The following is a 24,660-nucleotide window of genomic DNA, read 5'->3' as shown; positions in this document are numbered from 1 at the left end:
CATCGGATGCCTGCATCAGGATCGCATTGTCGGCGTTCGCACGCATGATTTGCTCAGGCTAATTTTATTGTTATGCTTGGCTAATTATCAAGCATGAGGACCGAGATGCGATTCACACAGTCACGAAAGTGGCCGAAAAGGCTGTGTCTGCTGGGGTTCCTGCTCGGCGTCTGTCTGATCGGAGCAGCTGGATGCCAGCGCCCCGCCGAACGCAAGACCGACGGAAAGAAGCGTGTCGTGACCACCTTCACCATTCTGGCGGACATCGCGAGCAATGTCGCGGGCGACAAGGCGGTGGTGGAATCGATCACGAAACCCGGAGCCGAAATCCACGAGTACGAGCCCACGCCGCTGGATATCGTGAAGGCTCAATCCGCGGATCTGGTGCTGCGCAATGGCATGGGGCTGGAACGCTGGTTCGAGAAGTTCATGGGCTCCCTTCGCGATGTGAAGAGCATGGATTGCAGCCAGGGCGTCGAACCGATCGGAATCGGGGAAGGGCCTTACAACGGCAAACCCAATCCGCACGCCTGGATGTCCCCGGCCAATGCGCTGATCTATGTGGAGAACATTCGCAAGGCACTGACGGAGATCGATCCTGAAAATGCCGTCGCCTATGCGACCAACGCCGACGCATACAGTGCCAGGATCCTGGCGATTGACGCACCGCTGCGCGCGACACTGTCCGGAATACCCACCGATCAACGCTGGCTGGTGACCTGCGAGGGTGCCTTCTCCTATCTGGCGCGGGACTACGACATGCAGGAGCTTTTCCTGTGGCCGGTCAACGCCGATGCGGAGGGCACTCCGCAACAGATTCGCAAGGTGGTGGACACCATTCGCCGCTTCCGCATTCCCGTGGTGTTCTCCGAGAGCACGATCAGCGACAAGGCTCAGCGCGAAGTGTGTCAGGAGACAGGCGCGCGTTACGGCGGGGTGCTGTACGTGGATTCGCTCACGGACGAGAGCGGGCCCGCGCCCACCTACCTCAGAATGCTCACCTACAACGCCGGAGTCATCGTGTCCGGTTTCGACCAGGCACGCTGAACCCATTCGGAAGGAAGACGGATGCCCGATGAAGTGCGGGACATGCAGCTGACCGTGCGTGATCTGACCGTGGCCTACACCAATGGCCACGTGGCGCTCCACGATGCCGGATTCGAGTTGAGGTCCGGCACGATCTGCGGGCTGGTGGGGGTCAACGGGAGTGGAAAGTCCACCCTGTTCAAGTCGATCATGGGGTTCGTGAAACCGGTCACGGGCAGTGTGCTCATTGCCGGGCGCCCCGTGAAGGAAGCGCTCCGCAACAACTGGGTGGCCTACGTTCCCCAATCCGAGGATGTGGACTGGGCCTTTCCCGTCAGTGTCTGGGATGTCGTGCTGATGGGCCGCTACGGGCACATGAACTTCCTCCGCATGCCCAGGGCGCATGACAGACGGATCGCCCTCGAGAGCCTGGAGAGGGTCGGCATGGCCGAGTTTCGCGAACGCCAGATCGGCGAACTCTCCGGTGGGCAGAAGAAGCGCGTCTTTCTCGCCCGCGCACTGGCTCAGGAGGGACGCATCATGTTGCTGGACGAACCCTTCACCGGCGTGGACGTCAGCACCGAAACCGCGATCATCGACCTGCTGCGGCAGCTGCGCGCCGACGGACACATCATTCTCGTCTCCACCCACGATCTGGGCGCCGTGCCCGGATTCTGCGATCAGGTGGTGATCATCAACCGCACCGTGCTGGCCGCTGGCCCCACGCAGGAAACCTTCACCGCGGAGAATCTCGGCCTCGCGTTCGGCGGAGCGCTGCGCAGTCTGCGTGTGGATCACACGGACACACCTGGATCGAAGATTCACGAACTGCGGGTGATCACGGACGACGAAGGCGCCCTTGTTCTGCGTGAGGATGGAAGGCTCAGCCGCGCGACACGCGAGGATTCGCGCGATGCTTGAGACCCTGCTGACACCGTTCCACTACCAGTACATGGTCAAGGCGATCTGCGTGAGCGCCGCGGTGGGCGGTGTGTGCGCGCTGCTCTCCTGCTTCGTCACGCTGAAGGGCTGGTCGTTGATGGGCGACGCCCTGTCGCACGCCGTGGTTCCGGGCGTGGTCCTGGCGCATCTCGCCGCTCTCCCGTTCTCGGTGGGCGCATTCCTTTCCGGAATACTGGCGGCAGTGACGATGGGCGCGATCAAGTCGCGCACCCATATCCGCGAAGACGCCGTGATCGGCATTGTCTTCACCACGTTCTTCGCCGCCGGCGTGCTGCTGATCTCGCTGTTTCCAAGCAACATCAGCCTGAAGACGATCGTGTTCGGCAACATTCTCGGCATTGCGGACGAGGACATCCTGCAGCTGCTCGTCATCTCGGCCATCACCGTTTCAGTGATCGCCGTCAAGTGGAAGGACCTGTTGCTCTTCGCCTTCGACCCCAACCAGGCCCGGGCCATCGGCCTCAACACGACCGTGCTGCACTACACCCTGCTGACCTTGCTGGCGGCCACATCCGTGGCCGGGTTGCAGGCCGTGGGCGCCTGTCTGGTCGTGGCGATGCTGGTGACGCCCGGGGCAACGGCCTACCTGCTCACGAATCGCTTTGGCACCATGATGCTGCTGGCCGCCGGAATCGGTCTGCTCACTTCCGCCGGCGGGGCCTACCTCAGCTATTTCCTCAATGGTTCGACGGGCGGTTGCATCGTGGTGCTTCAGGTCATGGTCTTTCTGCTCACACTCTTGCTCGCCCCACGACACGGCGTGCTGGCGGGCAGGCTGGCCGCGCGACACGCCGTTCGCACAGGAACCACGCGAGTTCCGCAACCGGCGAACGTGGAAGGCCGGGCCTGATGCTCACGACCCTTCTGGAACCGCTGCGATACGGCTTCATGGTGGAAGCGATGCTGATTTCGGCTGTGATCGGGGCCGCCTGTGCGCTGCTTTCCTGCTACCTCGTGCTCAAGGGCTGGTCGCTGATGGGCGACGCCATCTCCCACGCGCTGCTTCCCGGAGTCGTTCTGGCGTACATCGCGGGACTGCCGCTGGCGCTGGGTGCCTTTGCCGCCGGTCTTGTCTGTGCCGGGGGCACGGGATGGATCAAGCAACACAGCCGAGTGAAGGAGGACACGGTTCTGGGCGTCGTCTTCACCGGCATGTTCGCACTGGGCCTGGTGATGTTCTCCAAGGTGCAGACATCCGTGCATCTGAATCACATCCTGTTCGGCAGCCTTCTGGGCATCGAGCGGGAGGAGATGATCCAGGCACTGGTCTTCGGTGGTCTTGCGCTGATCACGCTGCTGCTGAAGCGCAAGGACCTGCTGCTGTACCTGTTCGATGCCGGTCAGGCGCGCGCCTCCGGACTCAACACCACCGCCATGCACTACCTGCTGCTTGTCCTGATGGCCGCCACGGTCGTCGCCGCGTTGCAGGCCGTGGGCATCATTCTGACCGTGGCCATGCTGATCACGCCGGGCTGCATCGCCCACCTGCTCACCGACCGCTTCGACCGCATGCTGCTGGTATCCGCAGCAAGCGCCGTTTCCAGTTCCGTGATCGGCACCTGGCTGAGCTACTTCCTCAACGGTGCCACGGGCGCGTGCATCGTCCTCACCCAGTCCCTGTTCTTTGTGTTCGCCCTGCTGTTCGCCCCCAAACACGGTCTGCTGTCCCGCCGCACGGCAGCACGGACACGCTCGATCCAGGCCAAGAGCGTCTGAGCTCAGCGAATTCTTCCGGCACGACCCCTCGCAGCGCCGCTCTTCTGGAGCGGGCAGGGCCTGTGCGTGGGGCCGGAAAAGGCAGCCACACCGCGACCCGTGCGCCAGCCAGCAGGCATCCTGGGTCTGCGCGCCTCCGGATCCGACCCGACTTCAGCCCTGCGCCAGCATTTCTTCGGCCCACCGGCGACGAGCACAGGCCAGCTCCGCCATCCAGTTCCTGAAACAATTCACTTGACGATGACGCTGACTCTCCTATCTTCGGGTCCTGTTATGAACATATGCACACCATCCATGGACAGGAGCCCACTCGTGCCGCGACCTTTCAATTGCCGCCGGATCGCCGGGAGCCCCGCGTCGCCGGTCTTCAAGCCGATGGGCATCCGCAGGAGTACCCTCGAGGAAGTGGTCATGACTCTCGACGAGTTCGAGGCCATCCGCCTCGCCGATCTTGAGGGCCTGTACCAGGAGCAGGCAGCCGCGCAGATGAACATCTCCCGCGCGACCTTCAGCCGGATCATCGAATCCGCCCACCGCAAGACCGCGGATGCCCTGGTGCATGGAAAGGCACTGCGCATCGAAGGGGGCCCGATCCAGATGACGGCACGCCGGTGCTGCCGCCTCCATGATGACTCGGTGGACTGAAGACTCAGAAGTCCGCAGGGACCGCGAACAGCCCGGCCGCGGCAACGGAACTCCGCTCACACGGTGATGAACATTCAAGGAGATTCGATCATGAAGATCTGCGTTCCCATCAATGCTGACAACCAGCTCGACAGTGAGATCTGCGCCCATTTCGGTTCGGCTCCCGCCTTTCTGATCGTGGACACCGAGGACCAGAGTTGCCATGCCATCGTCAACGGCAACCAGCATCACCAGCACGGCAAGTGCATGCCGCTCCAGGCGCTCCAGAACGAACGGATCGAGGGCGTTGTCGTTGGCGGAATCGGCAATGGCGCGCTGAGCAAACTCACCGCCGCCAGACTCCAGGTATACATTTCCAGGCAAGGGACCGTCAGGGACATGCTGGTCGAGTTCAGGGCGGGCCGCCTGGGAAGGATGGAGCCGGCACTGGCCTGCGCTCACGATGCTCATGGCCATGTGTGACCTCAGGTTTCCACGGTGAACACGCACCTTGGCCGGACGGACATGCACACCGGTGACAGGCAGGTGAGGCGATGATCCTTCTGCTGATCCTCTTCGCATCCCTGGCGGGAGGCATCGTCTCCGTCCTTCTGGCCGCCACGGTCCTGACCGTCAAGCCTGCCCGTCTGGAACGCGCACTGCCGCGGCTGATCAGTTTTTCCACCGGCACACTGCTGGGGGCCGCCATGCTGGGCATGATCCCCCACGCGGCCGATTCCCTGCCCACGTCCACAGTGGCACAAGCCATGCTGGTCGGAATCGTCAGCTTCTTCGTGCTCGAAAAGCTGCTGGTGTGGCGTCATTGCCACAAGCACGACTGTGATGTTCACGCCAGCTCCGGGCCGCTCCTGCTCATCGGCGACGCGTTTCACAACTTCGTTGACGGCGTGGTCATCGCGGGCGCCTTCCTGAGTTCCGTGCCACTGGGTCTGACCGTGACACTCTCGACCATCGCCCATGAAGTACCGCAGGAAGTCGGCGAATTCATGGTCTACCTCAGCAGCGGCTACACGCGACGACGCGCCCTCTTCCTCAACGCCGTGACGAGCCTGACTGCGGTTGTCGGCGCTGCCCTTGGATATTTCTTCCTCTCGCAGATGCACCACGCGGGCCCCTATCTGCTGTCCTTCGCCGCCGCGGGGTTCATCTACGTGGCCCTCGCGGACCTGATCCCCACCCAGCGCGGCAAGACCAGTCTCCGCCTGACGCTGCTGGACCTCCTGCTTCTGCTCGCGGGCATCGGTCTGATCGCATGGGTCGTACGGTAGTCATCAAGAAAGTTGCAGGAGACCTTCTGCACAGATGGCTCGGGCAGCGGGACAGGATGAGCGCCAGCTTCACTGGGGAGCACCCCTGGCATCTTTCGGGCCCACTGCTCCAACCCCGCCCGGCCAGCTGAACCGAACGAGCAGTACTACATGTTGGAATGAGTGGCTTTTGACCACCGGATCCGGAGTACAGAACCCCGAGGATCATGATTTTCAATGAGTTGACAGCAGCGCCAGCCGCCATGGCTCACACACCAGCTGACACTCCACACATCTCTCCAGCCAAGAACGCCCTGTCTGATCGCAATCCACCACGCATCCGCAGAAAAGTCTGGGCCACGGATGGTTGTGCAGCGTTCCTTGGCAGTTCGCCATATCGATATGTTGTTTCACAGTGCGATCGGCAAGCAGTAGGTTTTGTGGGGCAGTCAGCCGAAGCACCGATAGCCGGCCATTTCAATGAAAGCACCACATCCCAGCCAATGGGTGGCCATTTGGAAGGACAAGTTGTGACTGGAGAGTTGATCAAGTTGCCGGCGGATCAGCTGCTGAACAAATTCGGCTCCGGGAATCACAAACCTGGATCCGGAAGTGCCGCCGCGCTGATTGGATTGCTTGCGTGCAAACTGTTGCAGACAGTTGTGTCTCTGACGAATGGCCGAGATCAGTATCAAGGAGTCGTCCCCCAGTTGACATTGGCCAACCAGGATATCCTGAACGGCATCGAACCCAAACTGGTGAGCGCATTACAGAGTGACTCAGAGCAGTTCGAACGTGTCATTCAGGCCAGGCGACTGCGAGATGCCGAAGAGGACAGGAACAAGAGGCGCGCACTTTCGGAGCGGGCACTTGAAGAGCTAAGGAAGGCGACAGATATCCCAATCGAAATCGCCGAAGTATGTCTGACACTTGCAGAGAAGGCACTGATTGTCTTTGATCTGGGGTTCAAAGCGGCGCGCGGCGATTCCGGAGTTGCATTGAGTTCCGCATTGGCCGCCGCTTCGGGTTCATTGTCCATCGTCTACTTGAACCTGTCGAGATTCAAAGGCAGTGACTGGGCGGTGAAGACTCGTGAGCGAGCGGATGTCCAATCCGCGAAACTGAGCAGTTTGCAGATGGAATTGGCAACCAGAATCAATCAGCTTCGTGAAGCAGTTGTCCATCGGGAGTCTTTGGCTTGACTTCGATTGATTTGGAATCACAGAACGAGAAGCATCATTGCAGGAAACTCGAAGGACCGTTTGCATATGGCAAACAACAAAGGCAATGGCAAGTCGCTGGAATCATGGATCTGGGGCGCCGCCTGCTCAATTCGCGGGGCCAAGGATGCCCCGAAGTTCAAGGACTACATCCTTCCGCTGATCTTCACCAAGCGTCTATGTGATGTCTTCGATGACGAGGTGAACCGCATTGCCAAGGAAGTCGGATCGCGCAAGAAGGCATTCCAACTCGTCAAGGCCGATCACAAACTGGTCCGTTTCTACCTCCCCCTTGTGCCTGATGACCCCGATCTGCCTGTCTGGTCCGTAATCCGCAAGCTCGCCGACAGAATCGGTGAAAATGTCACCACCCAGATGCGGGCCATTGCCAGAGAGAACTCGCAGCTGCAGGGCATCATCGATCGCGTGGACTTCAACGCCACGACTCACGGCGTGCGCGATCTCGACGACGACCGGCTCTCGAACCTGATCGAAGCCATCAGCAGCAAGCGTCTTGGGCTGGATGATGTCGAGGCCGACATCATCGGCAAGAGCTATGAATACCTCATCCGCAAGTTCGCCGAGGGCAGTGGCTCAAGCGCGGGCGAGTTCTACACACCACCGGAAGTCGGCACGATCATGTCACGCGTCCTCCAGCCCGAACCGGGCATGGAAATCCATGACCCTACCTGTGGTTCCGGCGGGCTGCTCGTGAAGTGCGAGATCGCCATGGAGGAACGCTCCATAGGCAAGCAACGCAGCGTGGCTCCATTGAAGCTGTTTGGCCAGGAGTACATACCGGAAACCTGGGCCATGGCCAGCATGAACATGATCATCCACGACATGGAAGGTCAGATCGAAATCGGTGACACTTTCAAGAACCCAAAATTCCGTGACCGCCGGGGCAGGCTGCGCACTTTCGACCGTGTCGTCGCCAATCCCATGTGGAACCAGGACTCGTTCACCGAGGCCGACTACGACGCCGACGAGTTGGACCGCTTCCCCGCCGGTGCGGGCTTCCCGGGAAAGTCCTCCGCCGATTGGGGCTGGGTTCAGCACATTCACGCCTGCCTGAACGACACGGGCCGTGCTGCCGTGGTTCTCGACACGGGTGCTGCCTCGCGTGGCTCGGGCAATGCCGGCAGCAACAAGGAACGCACGGTACGCCAGTGGTTCGTGGATCAGGATCTGATCGAGAGCGTACTCTATCTGCCGGAAAATCTGTTCTACAACACCACTGCCCCGGGCATTGTGCTCTTTCTCAACAGGGCCAAGCCCAAATCCCGTCAGGGCAAGGTCTTTCTCGTCAACGCCAGTCAGATCTTCGAAAAGGGCGAGCCCAAGAACTTCATCCCGGACGCAGGCATCCAACGCATCGCCGAGACCCTCATCGGGTGGAAGGAAGAGGAAAAGCTCAGCCGCATCGTCGATCACGCCGAGTTGAAGAAAAACGACTACAACATCTCACCGAGTCGCTACATACACACCAGCGACGCGGAGACCTACCGCCCGATTGCGGAGATTGTCGCGGAGTTGAAGGTCATCGAAGCCGAAGCTCGTGAGACGGACAAGGCTTTGATGAAGATTCTGAAGCAGATCGGGGTCTAGGAGGGTCCACCATTGGCCAGGTCAACGCCATTCGATCCGAGAAAGCTGATGGAGCAAGCGGTGGAAGTCATGAAGGCTTCCATACGCGAGAGGCGTGCTGACGATACGGTCCCTCCGAAAGTCGGGGCTGTGCTCTGGATGCCCGATGGAACGACTCGAACGGCCAGTCGGGGTGAGCTGCGCGAGGGCGACCATGCTGAATACACCCTGATCGAGCGCAAGAATGGTGCTGTGGATCTCAGCGACTGTGTTCTCTTTGCCACTCTGGAACCCTGCGGCCCCATGTCCCGCACTGTGCCGAAGATCGGGTGTTCGCGACGTATCACCAACGCACGAATCAAGACGGTCTATTACGGTTGTGAGGACCCACATCCCAAGGTTGCCGGGGAGGGCCTTCGCTACCTGCGACAGATGGGCGTCGAGGTCATTCCATTCGACCGGGACCTGCAGGAAATCATCGAGCGGGAGAATGCCGACTTCTTCGATCAGGCGCGACGAAAGGCCGAGCAGATGGAAGAGGGGCCAACCCTGGCGCCTTCCCTCTACGACCAGAATCCTGCTCAGGTGTCCATGCAGGATCTCGACAACGAAGCGCTCAGCTACTACCGCCGCTTTCTGTTCAAGAAAGGCACGGGCAGCGACGACGAGTTCCATCGCCGGTTGTCTCACCAGGGTCTGCTGGTGAAAACCACAGACGGCATTCTCGCACCAACACGATTCGCCCACCTTCTCTTCGGAGAACACCCCCGCGACATTCTTCTCCAGGCAGGTGTCATGGCGACGATTGCCCGTGGTACAGGGGAAGAACTCAGAGATTTTGACGGTCCCATGGTGCTGGGCCCCAGTCAGGTGATTGCCTGGCTGCGCGAGAAACTGCCCGATGCCATCAATCGCTCGAATGCCCAACGGACGAGTATCAATGATGCCTTCTACGAACTGGTTCGCGAAGGCCTCGCCAATGCCCTCGTTCACCGTGACTACGACATCGAGGGCTGCAAGATCCAACTGGTGGTAACCGGCGACACGGTGACCATCCGCAGTCCCGGCGCCCCCGTCGCCCCGATCACTCTCGAGCAATTGCAGTCGTTCACCGCGCCCATGGTCAGCCGCAATCCGCGACTGCATGCGGTTTTCAACACCATGGAACTTGCCGAGGAACGCGGTCTGGGCCTCAAGTCCATGCGCAGCAAAGCGACGGAAGCAGGCCTTCCCCTTCCGAAGTTCAGTTATACCGCACCCTATCTTGACCTGACTCTTTACCGCACTGCCCAGGCGGCGACACAGGCCCTGCCAGCGGAAATACTCGACCAGCTCAGCCCCGCGGAACGCAGGGGCTGGGAGTGGTTGGCCGCAAGAGAGATCGTCTCCGCCGCTGAGTATAAAAAGGCCATGGAGATTCCGAATCGCACATCTCTCAACCACCTCAAACACCTCGTGGACCTCGGTTTCCTGAAGAAGGAAGGCAGAGGAAACGCGACCAAATACCGCATCCTCCAACCATGAGATTGCTCAGTCACAGGCCCACCGTCTCGCCAAGCCTCTCGCCAGAATGGCGCGAGACTGACCCTTTCCTGGGGGAAAGCAAGCTCTCACGCCATTTCTCGCGCCAAAATGGCGAGAGGAAAAGCTTGGGTTGGAGACTTCCGGGATATCCCGCAGAACTTCGCGCACCAATGGCAGGACTGTTCGGCACCTCGTTCCGGAAACGACCGATCCCGCCATTGCTCATGCCAATCTGGCGAGAGGACGTGGCGGCCGAGGCCATCGTCAACGCCGTGGCCCACCGCGATCACAACAGCAACGGCAGTGTCCAGGTCATGCTATTCACCGACCGGCTGGAGGTCTGGAACCCCGGCACCCTGACCAACGCCGAGATCCTGGAAGCCTTTGCCCTGAGGGATCGCCGACGCCTGCGCGAAACCACCATCGACCCGGCACTGGCCGAGGGACTGGTGGAGCGCACCAATCCGGACAAGCCCACCAGCCGCCTTCAGCAGTATCGCCTTACCGACAAGGGCCGCACCTTGCTCAAGCAGGCAAACCAAGAAAAGGGCTAATCGTGAAAACGCACGAACAAGCCATAATAGTCGCACCCCATAAAGCCGCTGGGGCTCGACCAGTAAGCCATCCCGTAAGCCTCCGAGCCTGTGGAAGGCCAGGCTGGCAACATGCGTTGTGTGGCCTAGACGCAGAAAAGGAGATAGGCTGGGTCAACGTATACACTGGTCTTCCACGGGGAGTGAAAGTGACAGCTACAATACGATGGGTGAACAAGGCTTTCAAAAAATCTCAGGAGAAATACGGAGCATGAGCGATTCCAACTTGCTTCTTGATCCACTGCCTCCTGGATGGGAAAACCACAAGTTTGGTGACATATGCAATCGTGTGAAGGATTCATACAAACCAATCGAAGGCGGCGACACACCATATGTAGGCCTTGAGCACCTGGCCCAAGGATTTCCCGTGTTTGTTGGCCGAGGAAAAGAAAGCGACGTGAAGTCCGCCAAGACGGCCTTCAAAGTAGACGACATTCTCTTTGGAAAGCTTCGTCCGTATCTCCGCAAAGGCGCACGGGCCAATTTTGATGGTGTATGCTCAACGGACATTCTCGCATTTCGTGCTACGCCTTCCTGTGAGTCAGAGTACTTGAAGTTTGTCATCCACAGCAATGAATTCATCGACCACGCAAAATCAACGACGAGCGGGGTTCAGCATCCCAGGACATCGTGGCCTTCGCTGAAGGAATTCCGCCTTTCACTCCCCCCACTAGCCGAACAGAAGAAGATGGCGCACATCCTGTCGACGGTGCAGAAGGCGATCGAAGCGCAGGAGCGGATCATTCAGACAACCACAGAGCTGAAGAAGGCTCTCATGCACAAGCTCTTCACCGAAGGCCTTCGCAACGAACCCCAAAAACAAACCGAAATCGGCCCCGTCCCCGAAAGCTGGGAGGTCAAACGCTTCGATTCATTCGCTGTTCTTCAAAGAGGATTCGACATCACGAAAAAGGACCAAAGACCCGGAGAGTATCCGGTCGTCTCATCTGGAGGCGTTAGCAGCTATCACGATGAACCGAAAGTAAAGGGCCCGGGGGTCGTTATCGGGCGTAAGGGCACCCTCGGAACGGTCCACTATATTCCAACCGACTATTGGCCTCATGACACGACTCTTTGGGTGAAAGATTTCAAAGGGAACGATCCCCGATTTGTCGGTTACTTGCTTAAGACTATGCGACTGAAGCGATTCGACACGGGAGCCGCAAACCCAACATTGAATCGGAATATTGTCCACGGCGAGAAGATCGTTGTCCCCCCAAAGGGCCAACAGGTGGAGATCGGCGAAGCGCTGGAAACGGTCGAATCAAAGATCACCTTTCACGAGAGTCGCAAACACTCGTTCCAAGACCTCTTCCTCACCCTCCTTCACGAACTGATGACCGCGAAGTCCCGCGTTCACAGATTGGAGATTTCCTTATGAGCACATCGCCGAAATCAACAAGCACGATGCCGGCAAATTTAGGCGGTCGGCTCAGAAACACCCCCCTACCCTTGACAAGTGGCCTTCTTCCACTGTTTGAGGCGGTAGTGAATTCGATTCATGCACTTGAGGAAGCGAGTGTTTCCACAGAAGACGGTCGAATCCGGGTCACTATTCTTCGGGGATCAAAACAAGGATCCTTGAATCTGAGAGATTCCAAGAAGAGAGGGCCGGATGCACTTGAGGACATTGTCGGATTTAAAATTGAGGATAACGGAATCGGATTCACAGACGACAACATGCTGTCGTTCCGGACACTTGATTCAGAACATAAAATCCAAAAGGGTTGCCGTGGAATAGGACGCTTGCTCTGGCTCAAAGCCTTCAAGAACGTCCGAGTTGAAAGTACCTATCGAGTGGGTGAAAGCCTCTTTCAGCGCACTTTCACCTTTAGCGCCGACGGCGGAGTCTCTAATGAGGAAAACTACACGGCACCCGTAAGTTCTTCGATCAGTACCAGTGTCCACCTTGATGAGTTCAATACGCGCTATCGCGAGTACGCACGTAAAACCCCTGGCGCGATAGCTGATAGCATTTTTGAGCACTGCCTGTGGTATTTCATCAGGCAGGGTGGTGCACCGCTAATCGAACTCGTTGATGAAGCAGAATTGATTTCAATAAATGATGTCTACGATGCTCACATGCATTCTTCGGCCGTTCCGGAAACCATTTCCATCAAGGAACAGTCATTCGACCTCGTTCATGTCCGGCTCAGGTATACCTCCCTCTCGGCGCATTTCATCGCGTTCTGCGCCGACAATCGACTGGTCGCAGAAGAAAAGCTGTCCGGCAAGTTGCCGGGGCTACACGGGAAACTCACAGATGCTAACGGCGAGTTCGTTTATTCCTGTTATGTGAGTTCGGCATTTTTAGATGAAAATGTACGTCCTGAGCGCACAGGATTTGAAATTATCGACAATGTCGATGGGCTATTTGCGAACACAGAGATCGGCCTCAACGACATTCGAGAGGCGGTAGTAGAGCGAGCAAAAGTGCAACTGGCAGAGCATCTCGAGAAAAACTTGCAGCGCTCGAAAGACAAGGTCTCGACGTTTGTTGCAACCAAGGCGCCCCGCTATCGCCCCATCCTCTCTCGAATTCCTGAGACTGAACTAAATATCGATCCCGACATTTCGGACAAGGATCTGGAACTCACTCTTCATAAACAGTTCGCAAATTTCGAGAGGGAACTTATAAGCGAAGGGCACGACATCCTCAGCCAAACTCACGCACCACTGGATGAACAATACAGGACTAAGCTCGAGTCTTACTTGGCAAAAGCCGCGGACATCAAGAAATCAGATCTTGCGAGTTACGTTTCGCACCGGCGGGTGATTATTGACCTCTTCGAAAAGGCTATCGAGAAGGATGTGCACGGGAACTACGTTCGGGAGGAGTTAATTCACAGCCTCATTATTCAAATGCGGAAGGATAGCTCGGAACTCCTGATGGACAGTTGCAATTTATGGCTAGTCGATGAAAGGCTCGCGTTCCATGATTACCTAGCTTCGGATAAACCGCTCAAGTCGATTCCCATTACAGCATCTGGAGATGGTAAGGAACCCGATATCTGCGTCTTGAATGTCTTCGATCAACCGATTTTGGTTTCAGAAGGAACCAAGCTTCCGCCTGCCAGCATCGAGATTGTGGAGATAAAACGACCGATGCGGAATGATGCAAAGGCGGGTCAGGACCATGACCCCATCGAACAGGCGATCGACTATCTTGAAAGAATTCGACAAGGAGGTGTGATGACATCAACTGGGCGGCCCATTCCATCACTCCAAAACAATGTTGTTCCAGGTTTCTGCTACATCCTCGCAGACCTTACACCATCGTTTGAAAAGCGCTGTCGAATTCATCACAACCTCAAGCGCACTTCTGATGGACAGGGTTATTTTGGCTATAAGGACAACGTAAACGCCTATGTGGAAGTGATCTCCTTTGGCCGCCTTGTAAATATGGCGAAAGAACGGAATCGCGCGTTCTTTGACAAACTCGGACTACCCGCAAATTGAGCACTGAATCAGCAGACACGACCTGAATCATGCCAATCTTTGAATGTTGATGCCCATAGGAGACGTACGAATATCTCGATCCATTTGGGCATACACATACAAACTCAATGTTGGGATAGCCTGCGGTTTTCAGCTGCCCCTTCAATCGGGAGACGCAAATTCAACGATGGCCAAGAGAATGAAGACGCACACAAATCCTCCTGCTGACTTTGAGAGTTCTGAATACTCAGTCAAGCCGATTTGCTCGTGGAATCATGTGACCCAACTCTCGGGCTTTCCACCAGCGCCGAGCGAGAATCTGTAACTCATGCTCACACCCGGAGAACATAAAACCGTCCAATCCCGGATCCTCGCCTACGCCGAGGCTATCGGCTGGACTGTTGTGTCCCGTGCCGCAGCTGAGCAGCGGCGCGGGTTTGATCCCGACACGCCGGTTGCCGACCGAGCCCGGAACCGTTCGCTCTACTTCGAGGCTCTGCTGGACAGCAAGGTGCGGGAGTTCAACCCGTGTTACGCCGAGGCCGCGGGTGCTCTGCCCGGACAGTTCCGTCGCCTACACACCGACATTTACGGAAACCGTGAATTCGTCGAGCACCTGCGAAACCACGGCAAGTTCTTCGATCACCAGGAGAAGCGCGAGCGCGACCTGAACCTGATCGACTACGACGAGCCAACGAACAATGTCTACGAAGTGACCGAGGAGTGGGCCTTTCACAACGGGCGCTACGGAACGCGGGAAGATGTGGTCTTTCTCATCAATGGCATCCCCGTACTGGTGATCGAGTGCAAGAACGCCAGCAAGGACGAGGCGATTGCCCTGGGGGTGGACCAGATCCGCCGCTACCACCGCGAGACTCCCGAACTGTTCGTGTCGCAACAACTGTTCACCGCCACCGACGCGATCGGCTTCTCATACGGTGCAAGTTGGAATACGGTGCGGCGGAACATCTTCAACTGGAAGGACACGGAGCTCGGCAAGCTGGAGGCCAAGGTTCGCAGCTTCTGTGCCATTCCGCAGGTGCTGGCCTTTCTGAAGGACTACATCGTCTTCGCCGAAAAGGACGAGGAGCTGAACAAATACATCCTGCGCCAGCACCAGACCGGCGCCGTGGAAGCGACTGTCGGTCGGGCCCTCGATCCCGGACGCAGGCGGGGCCTCGTCTGGCACACCCAGGGAAGCGGCAAGACTTTCACCATAATCAAGGCGGCGGAAAAGCTCTTCCGCGCACCGGAAGCCGACAAGCCCACCGTGCTGCTGATGATTGACCGCAACGAGCTGGAAGATCAGATGCTGAAGAATCTGGCCGCGCTCGGCATGGGCAATCTGGAGCACGCCAGCAGCATCGATCGACTCAACCAGCTGCTGAGGGATGACTACCGCGGTATCATCGTGACCATGGTGCACAAATTCCGCGACATGCCTGCGGATATCAACACGCGCACCAATATCTACGTGCTTATTGACGAAGCCCACCGTACCACTGGTGGCGATCTGGGCAACTTCCTGATGGCCGGTCTGCCGAATGCGACCTACATCGGCTTCACGGGAACGCCGGTGGACAGGACCGTTTACGGCAAGGGTACCTTCAAGACCTTCGGCTGCGAAGATGACCGGGGCTACCTGCACAAGTACTCCATCTCGGACAGTATCGAGGACGGCACCACCCTGCCGCTGTACTACCAGCTCGCCCCCAACGAACTGCTCGTTCCGCACGAAACTCTGGACAAGGAGTTTCTCTCCCTCGCCGAAGCCGAAGGCGTGGCCGACATTGAGGAACTGAACAAGATCCTTGAGCGGGCGGTGACCCTGAAAAACTTCCTCAAAGGGGCACAGCGTATCCAGCAGGTGGCACAGTTCGTCGCCAGTCACTACCGGGAAACCGTGGAGCCGCTGGGTTACAAAGGCTTTCTGGTAGGTGTGGACCGCGAAGCCTGTGCGATGTACAAACATGCGCTGGACCAGTTTCTGCCGCCCGATTACTCGGAGGTGGTGTACACGGACAACAACAACGATTCGGCCCTGCTGAAGGAGTTCCATCTTGAGAGCAAGCGTGAACGCCAGATCCGCAAGAGCTTTGGCAAGCTGGACCAGCAGCCGAAGATTCTCATCGTCACCGAGAAACTGCTGACGGGCTTCGATGCACCCGTGCTGTACGCGATGTATCTGGACAAGCCGATGCGTGACCACACTCTGCTGCAGGCCATTGCCCGGGTGAACCGCCCGTACGAGAACGAAGCACAGGAAATGGTGAAGCCACACGGTTTCGTGCTGGATTTCGTGGGCATCTTTGACAAGCTGTCAAAGGCGCTGGCCTTCGACAGCGACGAAGTGAACGCCATCGTCAAGGATCTGAAGCTGCTCAAGGAATTGTTCAAATCCAGGATGGAACAATCGGCACCGGCGTATCTCGCCCTGATTGAACAGAACTTCAATGACAAGGATGTGGAAACTCTGATCGAGCATTTTCGTGATGCCGACCGGCGCAAGGTATTCTTCAAGGAGTTCAAGGAACTCGAGATGCTTTACGAAATCATCTCACCGGATGCCTTCTTGCGGCCGTTCATCGATTCCTATACATCACTGGCAGCGATGTACCACGTGGTGCGCAAGGCTTTTGCAAAGACAGTCTATGTGGACCGGGAGTTCCAACGCAAGACGGGCAGTTTGATCCAGGAACAGGTGGGCACCTATGGACTCGCGGATCCCAGCGGCCGGATCCGGATCGACGAGGATACGATCGAACTCATCAAGTCAACCCGTGGCGGCGAAGGCACGAAAGTCATCAACCTGATCCGCAGCATCCAGAAGACGGCCGAAGAGGAAAGCGACGATCCGTTTCTGATCGCGATGGCGGAACGAGCCCTGGCCGTCCAGCAGAGTTTCGAAGAGCGGCAGACTTCCACAAGTGAAGCCCTGGCCACCTTGCTTGAGGCCGTGGAAGCCAACGAACTCCGCAAGAAGGAGCAGGCAGCCAAAGGCTTTGATGGCCTGACCTATTTCGTTTACAGGACCTTGCTGGACAAAGGGGTCGGCAATGCGGAATCGGTCAGCGGGCGAATCAAGGCCGCCTTCGTGGACCTGCCCAACTGGAAGAAAAGCGAAGCCACCCTGCGAGAGTTACGTCAGAAAGTCACTTTTGCGATAGCCGCCGAACTGGACGACCTGCAGCAGGTGGCCGATGTCGTGGAAGAGCTGTTCTCGCTGTTGGACAAGGCCGGGCGGATTTGATCCCATGACGCAGGCAGACCGCGTACTCACTTTCAAGGCCCGCGTACGCCAGTGGGAAACGGCACTGGATGTGAAAATCGTCCGCCTTGCCGTACGCCCGATGCGCGCCAAGTGGGCTTCGTGTTCGACCAAAGGCCATCTGAATTTCAGCACCGATCTGCTGCACCTGAACTCCAAGCTGCAGGACTATGTCATTGTTCACGAGCTGCTCCATTTGCGCACGCCCAACCACGGCAAGCTCTGGAAGGTCTTCATGCGAGCCCATCTGGGCGAGTACGAGGTGTACGAAGCAGAATTGAAGCACGTTATGCACAGTCAATCGAACCCATGATCGAGCGGTCACGCGCTTGGATCAAAATGCAGTCACTCCCCATGAACCCCACCAAAGTCATCCGCTCAAGAACCAGACGACTTGTCGACCTGCCCAACATCGGCCCGGCCAGCGCGGCTGATCTGCGTCTGCTGGGCATTCAGGAACCCACCGATCTGGTGGGGCGCGATCCCTGGGTCATGTATGAGCAGTTGTGCAAAATGACCGCCTGCCGCCAGGATCCCTGCGTGCTGGATGTGTTCATCTCGGTCACGCGCTTCATGAGTGGCCATGAGCCGCGTCCCTGGTGGGACTTCACGGAGGAGCGCAAGAAAACGCTGGCTGCGCGGAGGAATTCGCCTGCCGGATCGCCAGAGCATTCCGCACACGTGTCGAAGGATTCGTGAGATGATCGCCCTTTCCATCGTCGCGCCCAATGGCACACGGATTGCGCGTGGCGAGAAGACGCTGGAAGTGCGTTCGTGGCAACCTCCAGTCTTGCCATTGCACGACCTGCTGATCGTGGAGAACTCACTGTTCCTCTCGGAGGACCAGCCCGAAGACCCGGAGGGACGGGCCGTGGCGCTCGTGGACGTGGTGGCCGTGCATCCCTGGCGCCCGGACGAGGTGCAGGCAGCCTGTTCCAGCGGCTGGCAGCCGGGCTACTGGGCCTGGGTGCTGGAGAATGTGCGAGTGCTGGAGCCCCAGGCAACAGTTCCGGCGAAGCGCAAGTTGTACGAGATTGATCCAGCGAGCAAAGTGACTCCTGGAGATGACTGAAACCGGCGACAACTCGCCCATTCTTGCCTGAGCACGCCCCCACACACTCATTGAATCACCTGATTGGAGACTGCGTGGATATCTGTTCCTTGCCTGTTCAACCTGCCTGCGCGTTCCTGCGCCAACGAATTCTTGGCGTGATCGCCCTGGCGACCCTGGCGGGCTGGACAGGTCCTGCCGGGGCCACCATCCTGCTGCCGCCGACCCTTGAAGGCCCAACCTATCAGCTGACCCTGCAGACCGGCAGCTGGCAGTTCCGTCCGGGCACCGATTCGGCCACCATGGGGGTGAACGGGCCAGTCCTGGGACCGACTCTGATCATGGAACAGGGCGAGGACGTGAGCCTGTTCCTTGAGAATCAACTGGGCACGACCACTACCATCCACTGGCACGGCATGCATGTGTCACCCGAGAATGACGGCGGTCCCCATACCGTGATCGTGCCCGGGGCGACCTGGAACCCGCAGTTCACGGTGCTGGACAAGGCCGGAACCTATTGGTATCACCCGCACCTGCACGAGAACACAAATCTGCACGCCTCGCGGGGCATCGCCGGTTTCGTGATCGTGCGCGACGCCGAAGAGGCCGCGCTGGACCTGCCGCGCACCTACGGCGTTGATGACTTCCCTCTGGCGATCCAGACCAAGACCGTCGATGAGACCGGGCAGATCATCGTGCCTTCGAATGCCGACTCGGTGCTGATGGTGAATGCCACCGTCAACGCGGAACTTGCCGTGCCGGGCCAGGTGGTCCGCCTGCGCCTGCTGAACGGCTCCTCGATGCGCACCTTCAACCTTGGGCTGGAAGACAACAGCAACTTCCAGATGATCGCCTCCGATGGCGGCCTGCTGGGCTCGCCACTGGCATTGACCCGGTTGCAGCTTTCCCCGGGCGAGCGTGCGGAGATTCTGGTGAACTTCGCCAACTACACGGGTTCCCTCGCTCTGATGAGCTATGCCTCGGAACTGCCGAATGGCGTATACGGCGCCCTTCAGCCGGGAATGATGCCCCAGCAGGTACTGACCGGATACAACCCGAATCCGATGAACGGCACCGACTTTCAGGTCATGCGCTTCAACATCGGCGCGCAGAGCGAGAATCCGGTGCTGACCATTCCCGGGGAACTGGTGCCGCAGACTCCCCTGCCAGAAAGCCAGGCCGACACGCTCCGGCAGTTCCTGCTGACTCCCATGACTCCGGGTCCCAACGCGCTCAATGGTCACTTCCTGATCAATGGCAGCGAGTTCGACATGGGCATGATCAACGAGACGATCATGCTGGGGGCCACCGAAATCTGGTCGATCACCAACCAGTCGCCGATCGCCCATCCATTCCATATCCACGATGTCCAGTTCTACGTGTTGGATCTGAACGGTGCGCCTCCCCTGCCCGCACTGAGCGGGCGCAAGGATGTGATTCTGGTGCCGCCCATGCAGACCGTGCGGTTCATCACCCAGTTTCTTGACCATGCCAGCAGCACGGTACCATACATGTATCACTGCCACATGCTGATCCACGAGGACGCCGGCATGATGGGCCAGTTTCTGGTGATCGATCCGAGCGCCTCGCTTGCTCCGCAGGCGGGACTCCCTGGTTCTCTGATCCTGCAGCCAGCCTTCCCCAACCCGTTCAATCCCGACACGGTGCTGGGCGTGGTCGTGAGCCACGCACAACACGCCAGTCTGGGCATCTTCAATCTGCTCGGCCAGGAAGTCGCCAGGCTCCACGAGGGGCTGATGGGCACGGGCGAGCACAGTTTTCGGCTGGACGGCTCCACTCTGGCCTCCGGCGTATACATCGTGCGCCTCCAGGGTGACTCGGAGCTGCTGCAGCAGAAAGTCCTGCTGTGCAAGTGAGCGGCGGTCGAACCTTCGCATCAGGTGGATGTGAAGGCGGCATGGAACTGATGCAGGAACGGAGATCTTGATGGCGAGCACCACAGGCCTCTGCGGCGAACGGATCCTGATCCTGGGCGGCACCGGGTTCATCGGGTCGGCCGTGGTGCAAGCGCTGCTGGCCAGGGCTTGCACGCTCACCATCCTGACTCGAGGCGCACGGGACGGCGACCTGCCCGCCGAAGTCGAACGCCTGCACGGCGATCGCGATGCGGGGCCAGCCGGCATCGCGGCCCTCGGCACACGCACCTGGGATGTCTGCGTGGATCTGTCGGGCTACACCGCGATCCAGGTGCGAGCGTCCTCCCGGGCCCTGGCCGGGAGGGTCGAGCGCTACCTGTTCATCAGTTCGGCGGCGGCCTATGGCCCCCTGTCCAGCGGACCGGTGGACGAGAGCACACCCCTGACCCCCGAGGCCCCGGAAACCGAGACCGATCTGGCCGGTGGCAACTATGGGCGTCTCAAGGCCACCTGCGAGCGCATCGTGCGTGAGACATTCGGCGCGCGGGCCACGATCCTGCGTCCCCAGGTGGTCGCGGGGCCCGCGGACCCTTGGTCCAGACTGGGTCACTGGGTGCAGCGCGCTCTGCTGCCCGGCCCGATGCTCGCGCCCGGTGCCGGGCAGGACTGGCTGCAGTTGATCGATGTGGAGGATGTGGCCCGGTTCGTCGGCACGGTTCTGGAACACAACCTACCGGGTGCCTTCAACCTGGCGGGCGAACGCGTGCGCTGGACGGAATTCATGTCCATGCTGGGCGTGCCGGATCCGGTCTGGGTGCCATGGGGCATGCTCGATGAAGCGGGCCTGAACTTTCAGCTGCTGCCACTGTACAGAGCCGATGGCCAGCCATACAGCGGCCTGATGGATGTCTCCAACGCCAAAGCACGGAGCCTGGGGCTGCGGATCACACCGCTGGCAGATACCATCGCACGTGTGCGTGCCTCCATCCAGCAAGGTGCCCGGATCCAGCTGGCCCTCGACCCGGAGCGCGAGGCGGAGTTGATCCGGCGCGCCAGGTCGGCATGACCCGGGCCCGGAATGGACAACAGACTGGAACACAATGAAATCTGGGGAGGCCCGATGAAAACCGCACTCCTTGTGATCGATGTCCAGCAAGCACTCTGCACGGGAGAGTATTCCGTGCATGACGCCGAAGTGCTGACATCGCGCATCAACACTCTGACGGTCAGGGCACGCGCCGCTGGTGTGCCCGTGTTCTGGATCCAGCACGAAGAGGATCACGAGCTGCTGCGCTGGGGCAGTCCGGGTTGGCAGCTGGACAGCCGCCTGCAGCCATTGCCCGGGGACGCGCGCGTGCGCAAGACCACCCCCGATTCGTTCCACGGGACCGACCTCAAGAAGGGTCTGGACGCGGCTGGCATCCAGCGGCTGATCATCTGCGGCCTGCAAAGTGAATACTGTGTGGATTCCACCGTGCGCGCGGCACTGGCCCATGGCTACCCGGTGGTGCTGGTCTCCGACGCCCACACCACCATGGACAACGGCGTGCTCAGCGCGGGTCAGATCGTGGCTCACCACAACGCCACCCTGGCCGGCCTGGACAGTTTCGGCCCCCGTGTGAGCCTGGTGTGCAGCGAGGACCTGAGGATCAGCGACTGAGTTCCGGACCCCCGATGCCCCACGCCTGTTCCATTGAGGCTCCCGCACGGTTCTGGCGCTTTCTTCAGGCGGCAGGCTGTCTCCTGCTTGCCGCGTGTCTCGTGCTGGGCCCGGCACGGCCCTGCCACGGCGCGGGGGCTCAGACCGGGCTGACCTTTCGCGAGGACACGGTGGATCTGCTGCGCTTTCTGCGCGAAGGGCACGGGCGGGCCCAGGATGACCATCTGACCTTTTCCCTGGCGGCCTGGCATGCCTGGGGGCCGCCGCAGCGCTCCCTTGAACTGGGGCTGGCGCTGCACTGCCTCACCGACCGACTCTCGGGCACCCGCACGGATCTGGGATTCGTTCAGCTCGAGAACTCCCTGTGGCACAGCCAATCTCTGGCCTGGACCATGGGGCTGGGTCTCGCGGCTCGAGGCGACCTGGGCGGCCAATCACTGCAGAATGGCTACCACGGACTCAGTGGCAACGCCCTGCTGGATCTTGAGTATCCCACGCACAGACACTGGGGCGGCCTGTTCACACAACGGCTGGACTGGATTGCGCTGAAAGGTGCAGGCTCCCGGGCCGGAATTCTGGCGGCGCATTGCGAGAGTGGAGCCGGATTCCACCGTGCAAGCCTGTTGGCTCACGGCGACTGGATGCCTGCCACAGGTTGGCGATTGGAAGTCGGCGCGGGCGTCGTGCGCCATCATCATCTGGCCAGTGAGCTGCAGCATGCCTTCCAGAGTGGCCCGATGGGAGCCCTGCTGGGTCACTGGTCTCCCGCATCCCGCCTGGAGCTGTCGATTTTCGTGCTGGTCCGGAATACGCGCCAGGACCAGAGCGTGCCCGGAGTGAGTCTGACATGGGGTCGCAATGCCCTGGCCAGCAGTGGATTGCCGCGCCTCCTGCAGCTCTGATCCCGTGGGAGTCGGCAACGCGGTGATCGCCATCCGGTGAGCGCTGCGGCTTGCCGCGCCGGAGCCGGCAAGCGGTTCAGGCAGGATTCTGCATCGTGCCTTCCGGGCAGGTCAAGCGCCACCCACGACAGTTCGCTTCATGGCGGCAAGGAGCAGGTTCCGTTCGTTCTGCATGCTGCGGATCACGGCTCGGAGAGCGGTACGAAACGGCAGCGGTCGATCACGACCGTGCGCGGTGCAATGAACGCCGACAGTCGCCCGGGGCCATCCTGTTCGACACACAGATCGGACAGCACCAGATCGAAGCGCCCCTCCAGATCCAGATTTCCCCGGACCCGCAAGCGGACACAATCCTGGCCATCGTTGCCCCCATCCTTGCGCTCCGGCCCCGCTCCCCTCAACTCGAGACAGCAGAACGGCGACCGCGCATCCAGCGTACTGAAATCAAGCTGGCTGAAGTCCACCGTGTCGCAGGCTGAATCTCTTTCATGAAACCAGATCCGCACCGTGTCCTGGTGGGCGGCGCTGGCCCGAATGAGCGTGGCCAGCGGGGTTGACCAGCGCTGATGATCGAACTCCGGGCCTTCTCCGATGTGATACTTTGCCCGCCCCGTGGCCCAGTTGCGCAGCTCGGTGTACGCCGGTTTGAGTGACCAGTCCAGATTGCGCGCGAAGCCGTACCAGTCGTACCCCCCGGAATAGCGCATCCAGGGTTTGTTCCAGACTTTTCCCGGGACCCGGTCCCGGATGCTGAACCAGATCAAAGGACCCGTGAAATCCCAGGCCAGCCACTGTGACATGTAGTCATTCACCCAGGCGGCCTGCAAGGTTTCCATGGCTGGATTGGAGAACCAGATTGTGGCACCGAAGGTCGAGTCGTAAAGCGCCGGGTCGGGCCAGTTTTCCGGAATGTTCCGGTACTTCAGCGCACCGGTCGGCAGACCGAATTCACTGCCCCAGATCTGCTTGGCACCGTCCTGATTGGCCCGCATGATGTTGTGGAGGTTTTTCGTATACAGAAACAGGGACTGTCTGGAATGAGGCCCGAAACCATCTGCCGTCACTGGATAGTCGGCCAGTGGCCCATACTCATGCCAGTGGGCGGGTCCACTGCGCCAGTCGAAGAAGGCGTAGGGGTGGTAGGCCACCGCATCGAAGGACTCGCGGATATCGTGGCCTTCAGGATTCAGCACGGGATCCCGGCTCCAGTCGTACAGACGCAGCAACCAGTCCCGTGAGCTCAGACTGGAATCCTTGAACGAGGTGCGAACGTAAATGGAATCCCCCAACAGGGTCATGGTCGAATCGATGCGACTCCAGGGGATGGGTTGCATTCCGCCCGTCACGATGAAGGCGTCTGGATCCACGCTGCGAATCGAGTCCGCGGCGATCCGCAGCAATTCGGGATAGTGCGCGGACGAATCATTGGTGGTGAAGAAGCCCTGGGCATTGGGCTCATTCCAGATCTCGTAGTGATGCACGCCTCGCGCCGAATAGCGGGCCGCAGCCCGTGCGCAGAAGTGTGCCCAGTCCTGCAGATGTGAGCGGGAGGGAGCAGCGGCGTATCGGGACGGATCATTGTCCTGTTCCGGATCCCGCACCTGAAACTCAACCGGTCGCGCCCAGGAGGGTGTGCCATACAGTCCCAGCAGAATGCTCCTGCCATGCGCGCGCACACTGTCGACCCATGCATCCGTGCGCGTCCAGTCCATCGGCTCGCCGCGGGAATGCTTCTGCACCTTTCGCCACGAACATCCTCCATGGAACCAGTCGCCCAGCGAATCCGCCAGTTGCTGCTCACGCCCGATCTCCACGGCATCCTGATTGTCCAGATAGCCCGAACCGGTGCCCATCCGATGTGCCTGTCGCGTGGCGGCATGTGCAGGAAGGATCGACAGCAGCAGGAGAATCGCCAGGACATGCCGGGCCGTGCGAACGCAAGG

At 59.5% G+C, this 24,660-nt stretch carries 22 protein-coding genes; 21 read left to right on the top strand and 1 reads right to left on the bottom strand.

The annotated features are described in order from the left end of the window. The first annotated feature begins 105 nt into the window (after positions 1 to 105). From H6678_07695 to H6678_07595, 21 genes are all read left to right on the top strand, one after another. Complete coding sequence (locus H6678_07695) at positions 106 to 1,047, top strand: metal ABC transporter substrate-binding protein (GenBank protein ID MCB9473678.1); 942 nt, start codon at positions 106 to 108, stop codon at positions 1,045 to 1,047. A gap of 21 nt (positions 1,048 to 1,068) precedes the next feature. Further along, on the top strand, positions 1,069 to 1,947 hold the full coding sequence (locus H6678_07690; GenBank protein MCB9473677.1) for an ATP-binding cassette domain-containing protein: 879 nt from the start codon (positions 1,069 to 1,071) through the stop codon (positions 1,945 to 1,947). After that, entirely contained in the window at positions 1,940 to 2,839 is a 900-nt protein-coding gene (locus H6678_07685; protein ID MCB9473676.1) for a metal ABC transporter permease, read from the top strand. Before H6678_07690 ends, H6678_07685 begins: the two co-directional genes overlap by 8 nt. Then, positions 2,836 to 3,705 carry a metal ABC transporter permease gene (locus H6678_07680; protein ID MCB9473675.1) on the top strand — a complete coding sequence of 290 codons (870 nt, stop codon included), beginning with the start codon at positions 2,836 to 2,838 and terminating at the stop codon, positions 3,703 to 3,705. The genes H6678_07685 and H6678_07680 overlap by 4 nt, the downstream gene beginning before the upstream one ends. A 294-nt stretch (positions 3,706 to 3,999) precedes the next feature. Continuing rightward, positions 4,000 to 4,350: a DUF134 domain-containing protein gene (locus H6678_07675; protein MCB9473674.1), complete on the top strand. Its 351-nt coding sequence runs from the start codon at positions 4,000 to 4,002 to the stop codon at positions 4,348 to 4,350. A gap of 90 nt (positions 4,351 to 4,440) precedes the next feature. After that, complete coding sequence (locus H6678_07670) at positions 4,441 to 4,812, top strand: NifB/NifX family molybdenum-iron cluster-binding protein (GenBank protein MCB9473673.1); 372 nt, start codon at positions 4,441 to 4,443, stop codon at positions 4,810 to 4,812. 71 nt (positions 4,813 to 4,883) lie between these two features. Further along, positions 4,884 to 5,618, top strand: coding sequence for a ZIP family metal transporter (locus H6678_07665; GenBank protein MCB9473672.1), 735 nt, complete (start codon positions 4,884 to 4,886; stop codon positions 5,616 to 5,618). Between the two features lie 206 nt (positions 5,619 to 5,824). Beyond that, positions 5,825 to 6,799, top strand: a complete 975-nt coding sequence (locus H6678_07660; protein MCB9473671.1) for a cyclodeaminase/cyclohydrolase family protein — start codon at positions 5,825 to 5,827, stop codon at positions 6,797 to 6,799. A 66-nt stretch (positions 6,800 to 6,865) separates the two neighbouring features. Further along, positions 6,866 to 8,425 (top strand): SAM-dependent DNA methyltransferase, encoded by a 1,560-nt coding sequence (locus tag H6678_07655; GenBank protein ID MCB9473670.1) that lies wholly within the window; start codon positions 6,866 to 6,868, stop codon positions 8,423 to 8,425. A 12-nt stretch (positions 8,426 to 8,437) separates the two neighbouring features. Beyond that, a complete protein-coding gene (locus H6678_07650; protein MCB9473669.1) occupies positions 8,438 to 9,928 on the top strand; it encodes a hypothetical protein in 1,491 nt (496 codons plus the stop codon). A 224-nt stretch (positions 9,929 to 10,152) separates the two neighbouring features. Further along, entirely contained in the window at positions 10,153 to 10,482 is a 330-nt protein-coding gene (locus tag H6678_07645; protein ID MCB9473668.1) for a hypothetical protein, read from the top strand. Positions 10,483 to 10,732: 250 nt separating this feature from the next. Next, entirely contained in the window at positions 10,733 to 11,902 is a 1,170-nt protein-coding gene (locus H6678_07640; GenBank protein ID MCB9473667.1) for a restriction endonuclease subunit S, read from the top strand. A 26-nt stretch (positions 11,903 to 11,928) separates the two neighbouring features. Further along, the gene (locus tag H6678_07635; GenBank protein ID MCB9473666.1) at positions 11,929 to 13,980 is read left to right on the top strand and encodes an ATP-binding protein; all 2,052 of its coding nucleotides are present in this window, start codon (positions 11,929 to 11,931) and stop codon (positions 13,978 to 13,980) included. 307 nt (positions 13,981 to 14,287) lie between these two features. Continuing rightward, the gene (locus H6678_07630) at positions 14,288 to 17,209 is read left to right on the top strand and encodes an HsdR family type I site-specific deoxyribonuclease (GenBank protein ID MCB9473665.1); all 2,922 of its coding nucleotides are present in this window, start codon (positions 14,288 to 14,290) and stop codon (positions 17,207 to 17,209) included. Between the two features lie 4 nt (positions 17,210 to 17,213). Next, complete coding sequence (locus H6678_07625; protein MCB9473664.1) at positions 17,214 to 17,540, top strand: M48 family metallopeptidase; 327 nt, start codon at positions 17,214 to 17,216, stop codon at positions 17,538 to 17,540. A 41-nt stretch (positions 17,541 to 17,581) separates the two neighbouring features. Then, complete coding sequence (locus tag H6678_07620) at positions 17,582 to 17,926, top strand: helix-hairpin-helix domain-containing protein (protein MCB9473663.1); 345 nt, start codon at positions 17,582 to 17,584, stop codon at positions 17,924 to 17,926. Position 17,927: 1 nt separating this feature from the next. Then, the gene (locus tag H6678_07615) at positions 17,928 to 18,299 is read left to right on the top strand and encodes an ASCH domain-containing protein (GenBank protein MCB9473662.1); all 372 of its coding nucleotides are present in this window, start codon (positions 17,928 to 17,930) and stop codon (positions 18,297 to 18,299) included. Positions 18,300 to 18,373: 74 nt separating this feature from the next. Beyond that, the gene (locus tag H6678_07610; protein ID MCB9473661.1) at positions 18,374 to 20,155 is read left to right on the top strand and encodes a multicopper oxidase domain-containing protein; all 1,782 of its coding nucleotides are present in this window, start codon (positions 18,374 to 18,376) and stop codon (positions 20,153 to 20,155) included. 70 nt (positions 20,156 to 20,225) lie between these two features. Next, positions 20,226 to 21,221, top strand: a complete 996-nt coding sequence (locus H6678_07605; protein ID MCB9473660.1) for an NAD-dependent epimerase/dehydratase family protein — start codon at positions 20,226 to 20,228, stop codon at positions 21,219 to 21,221. Positions 21,222 to 21,275: 54 nt separating this feature from the next. After that, positions 21,276 to 21,815: a cysteine hydrolase gene (locus H6678_07600; GenBank protein ID MCB9473659.1), complete on the top strand. Its 540-nt coding sequence runs from the start codon at positions 21,276 to 21,278 to the stop codon at positions 21,813 to 21,815. A 14-nt stretch (positions 21,816 to 21,829) separates the two neighbouring features. Then, entirely contained in the window at positions 21,830 to 22,717 is an 888-nt protein-coding gene (locus tag H6678_07595) for a hypothetical protein (protein MCB9473658.1), read from the top strand. A gap of 182 nt (positions 22,718 to 22,899) precedes the next feature. Here the strand turns inward: H6678_07595 and H6678_07590 are convergent, their stop codons facing one another. Beyond that, positions 22,900 to 24,570: a hypothetical protein gene (locus tag H6678_07590; protein ID MCB9473657.1), complete on the bottom strand. Its 1,671-nt coding sequence runs from the start codon at positions 24,568 to 24,570 to the stop codon at positions 22,900 to 22,902. Between the last annotated feature and the right edge of the window lie 90 nt (positions 24,571 to 24,660).

The sequence above is a fragment of the Candidatus Delongbacteria bacterium genome (assembly GCA_020634015.1).
Classification (GTDB): Bacteria; CAIWAD01; CAIWAD01; order CAIWAD01; family CAIWAD01; genus JACKCN01.
The sequence above is the reverse complement of the archived record's forward strand: the minus strand, read 5'-3'. Positions and strand labels throughout refer to the sequence as shown.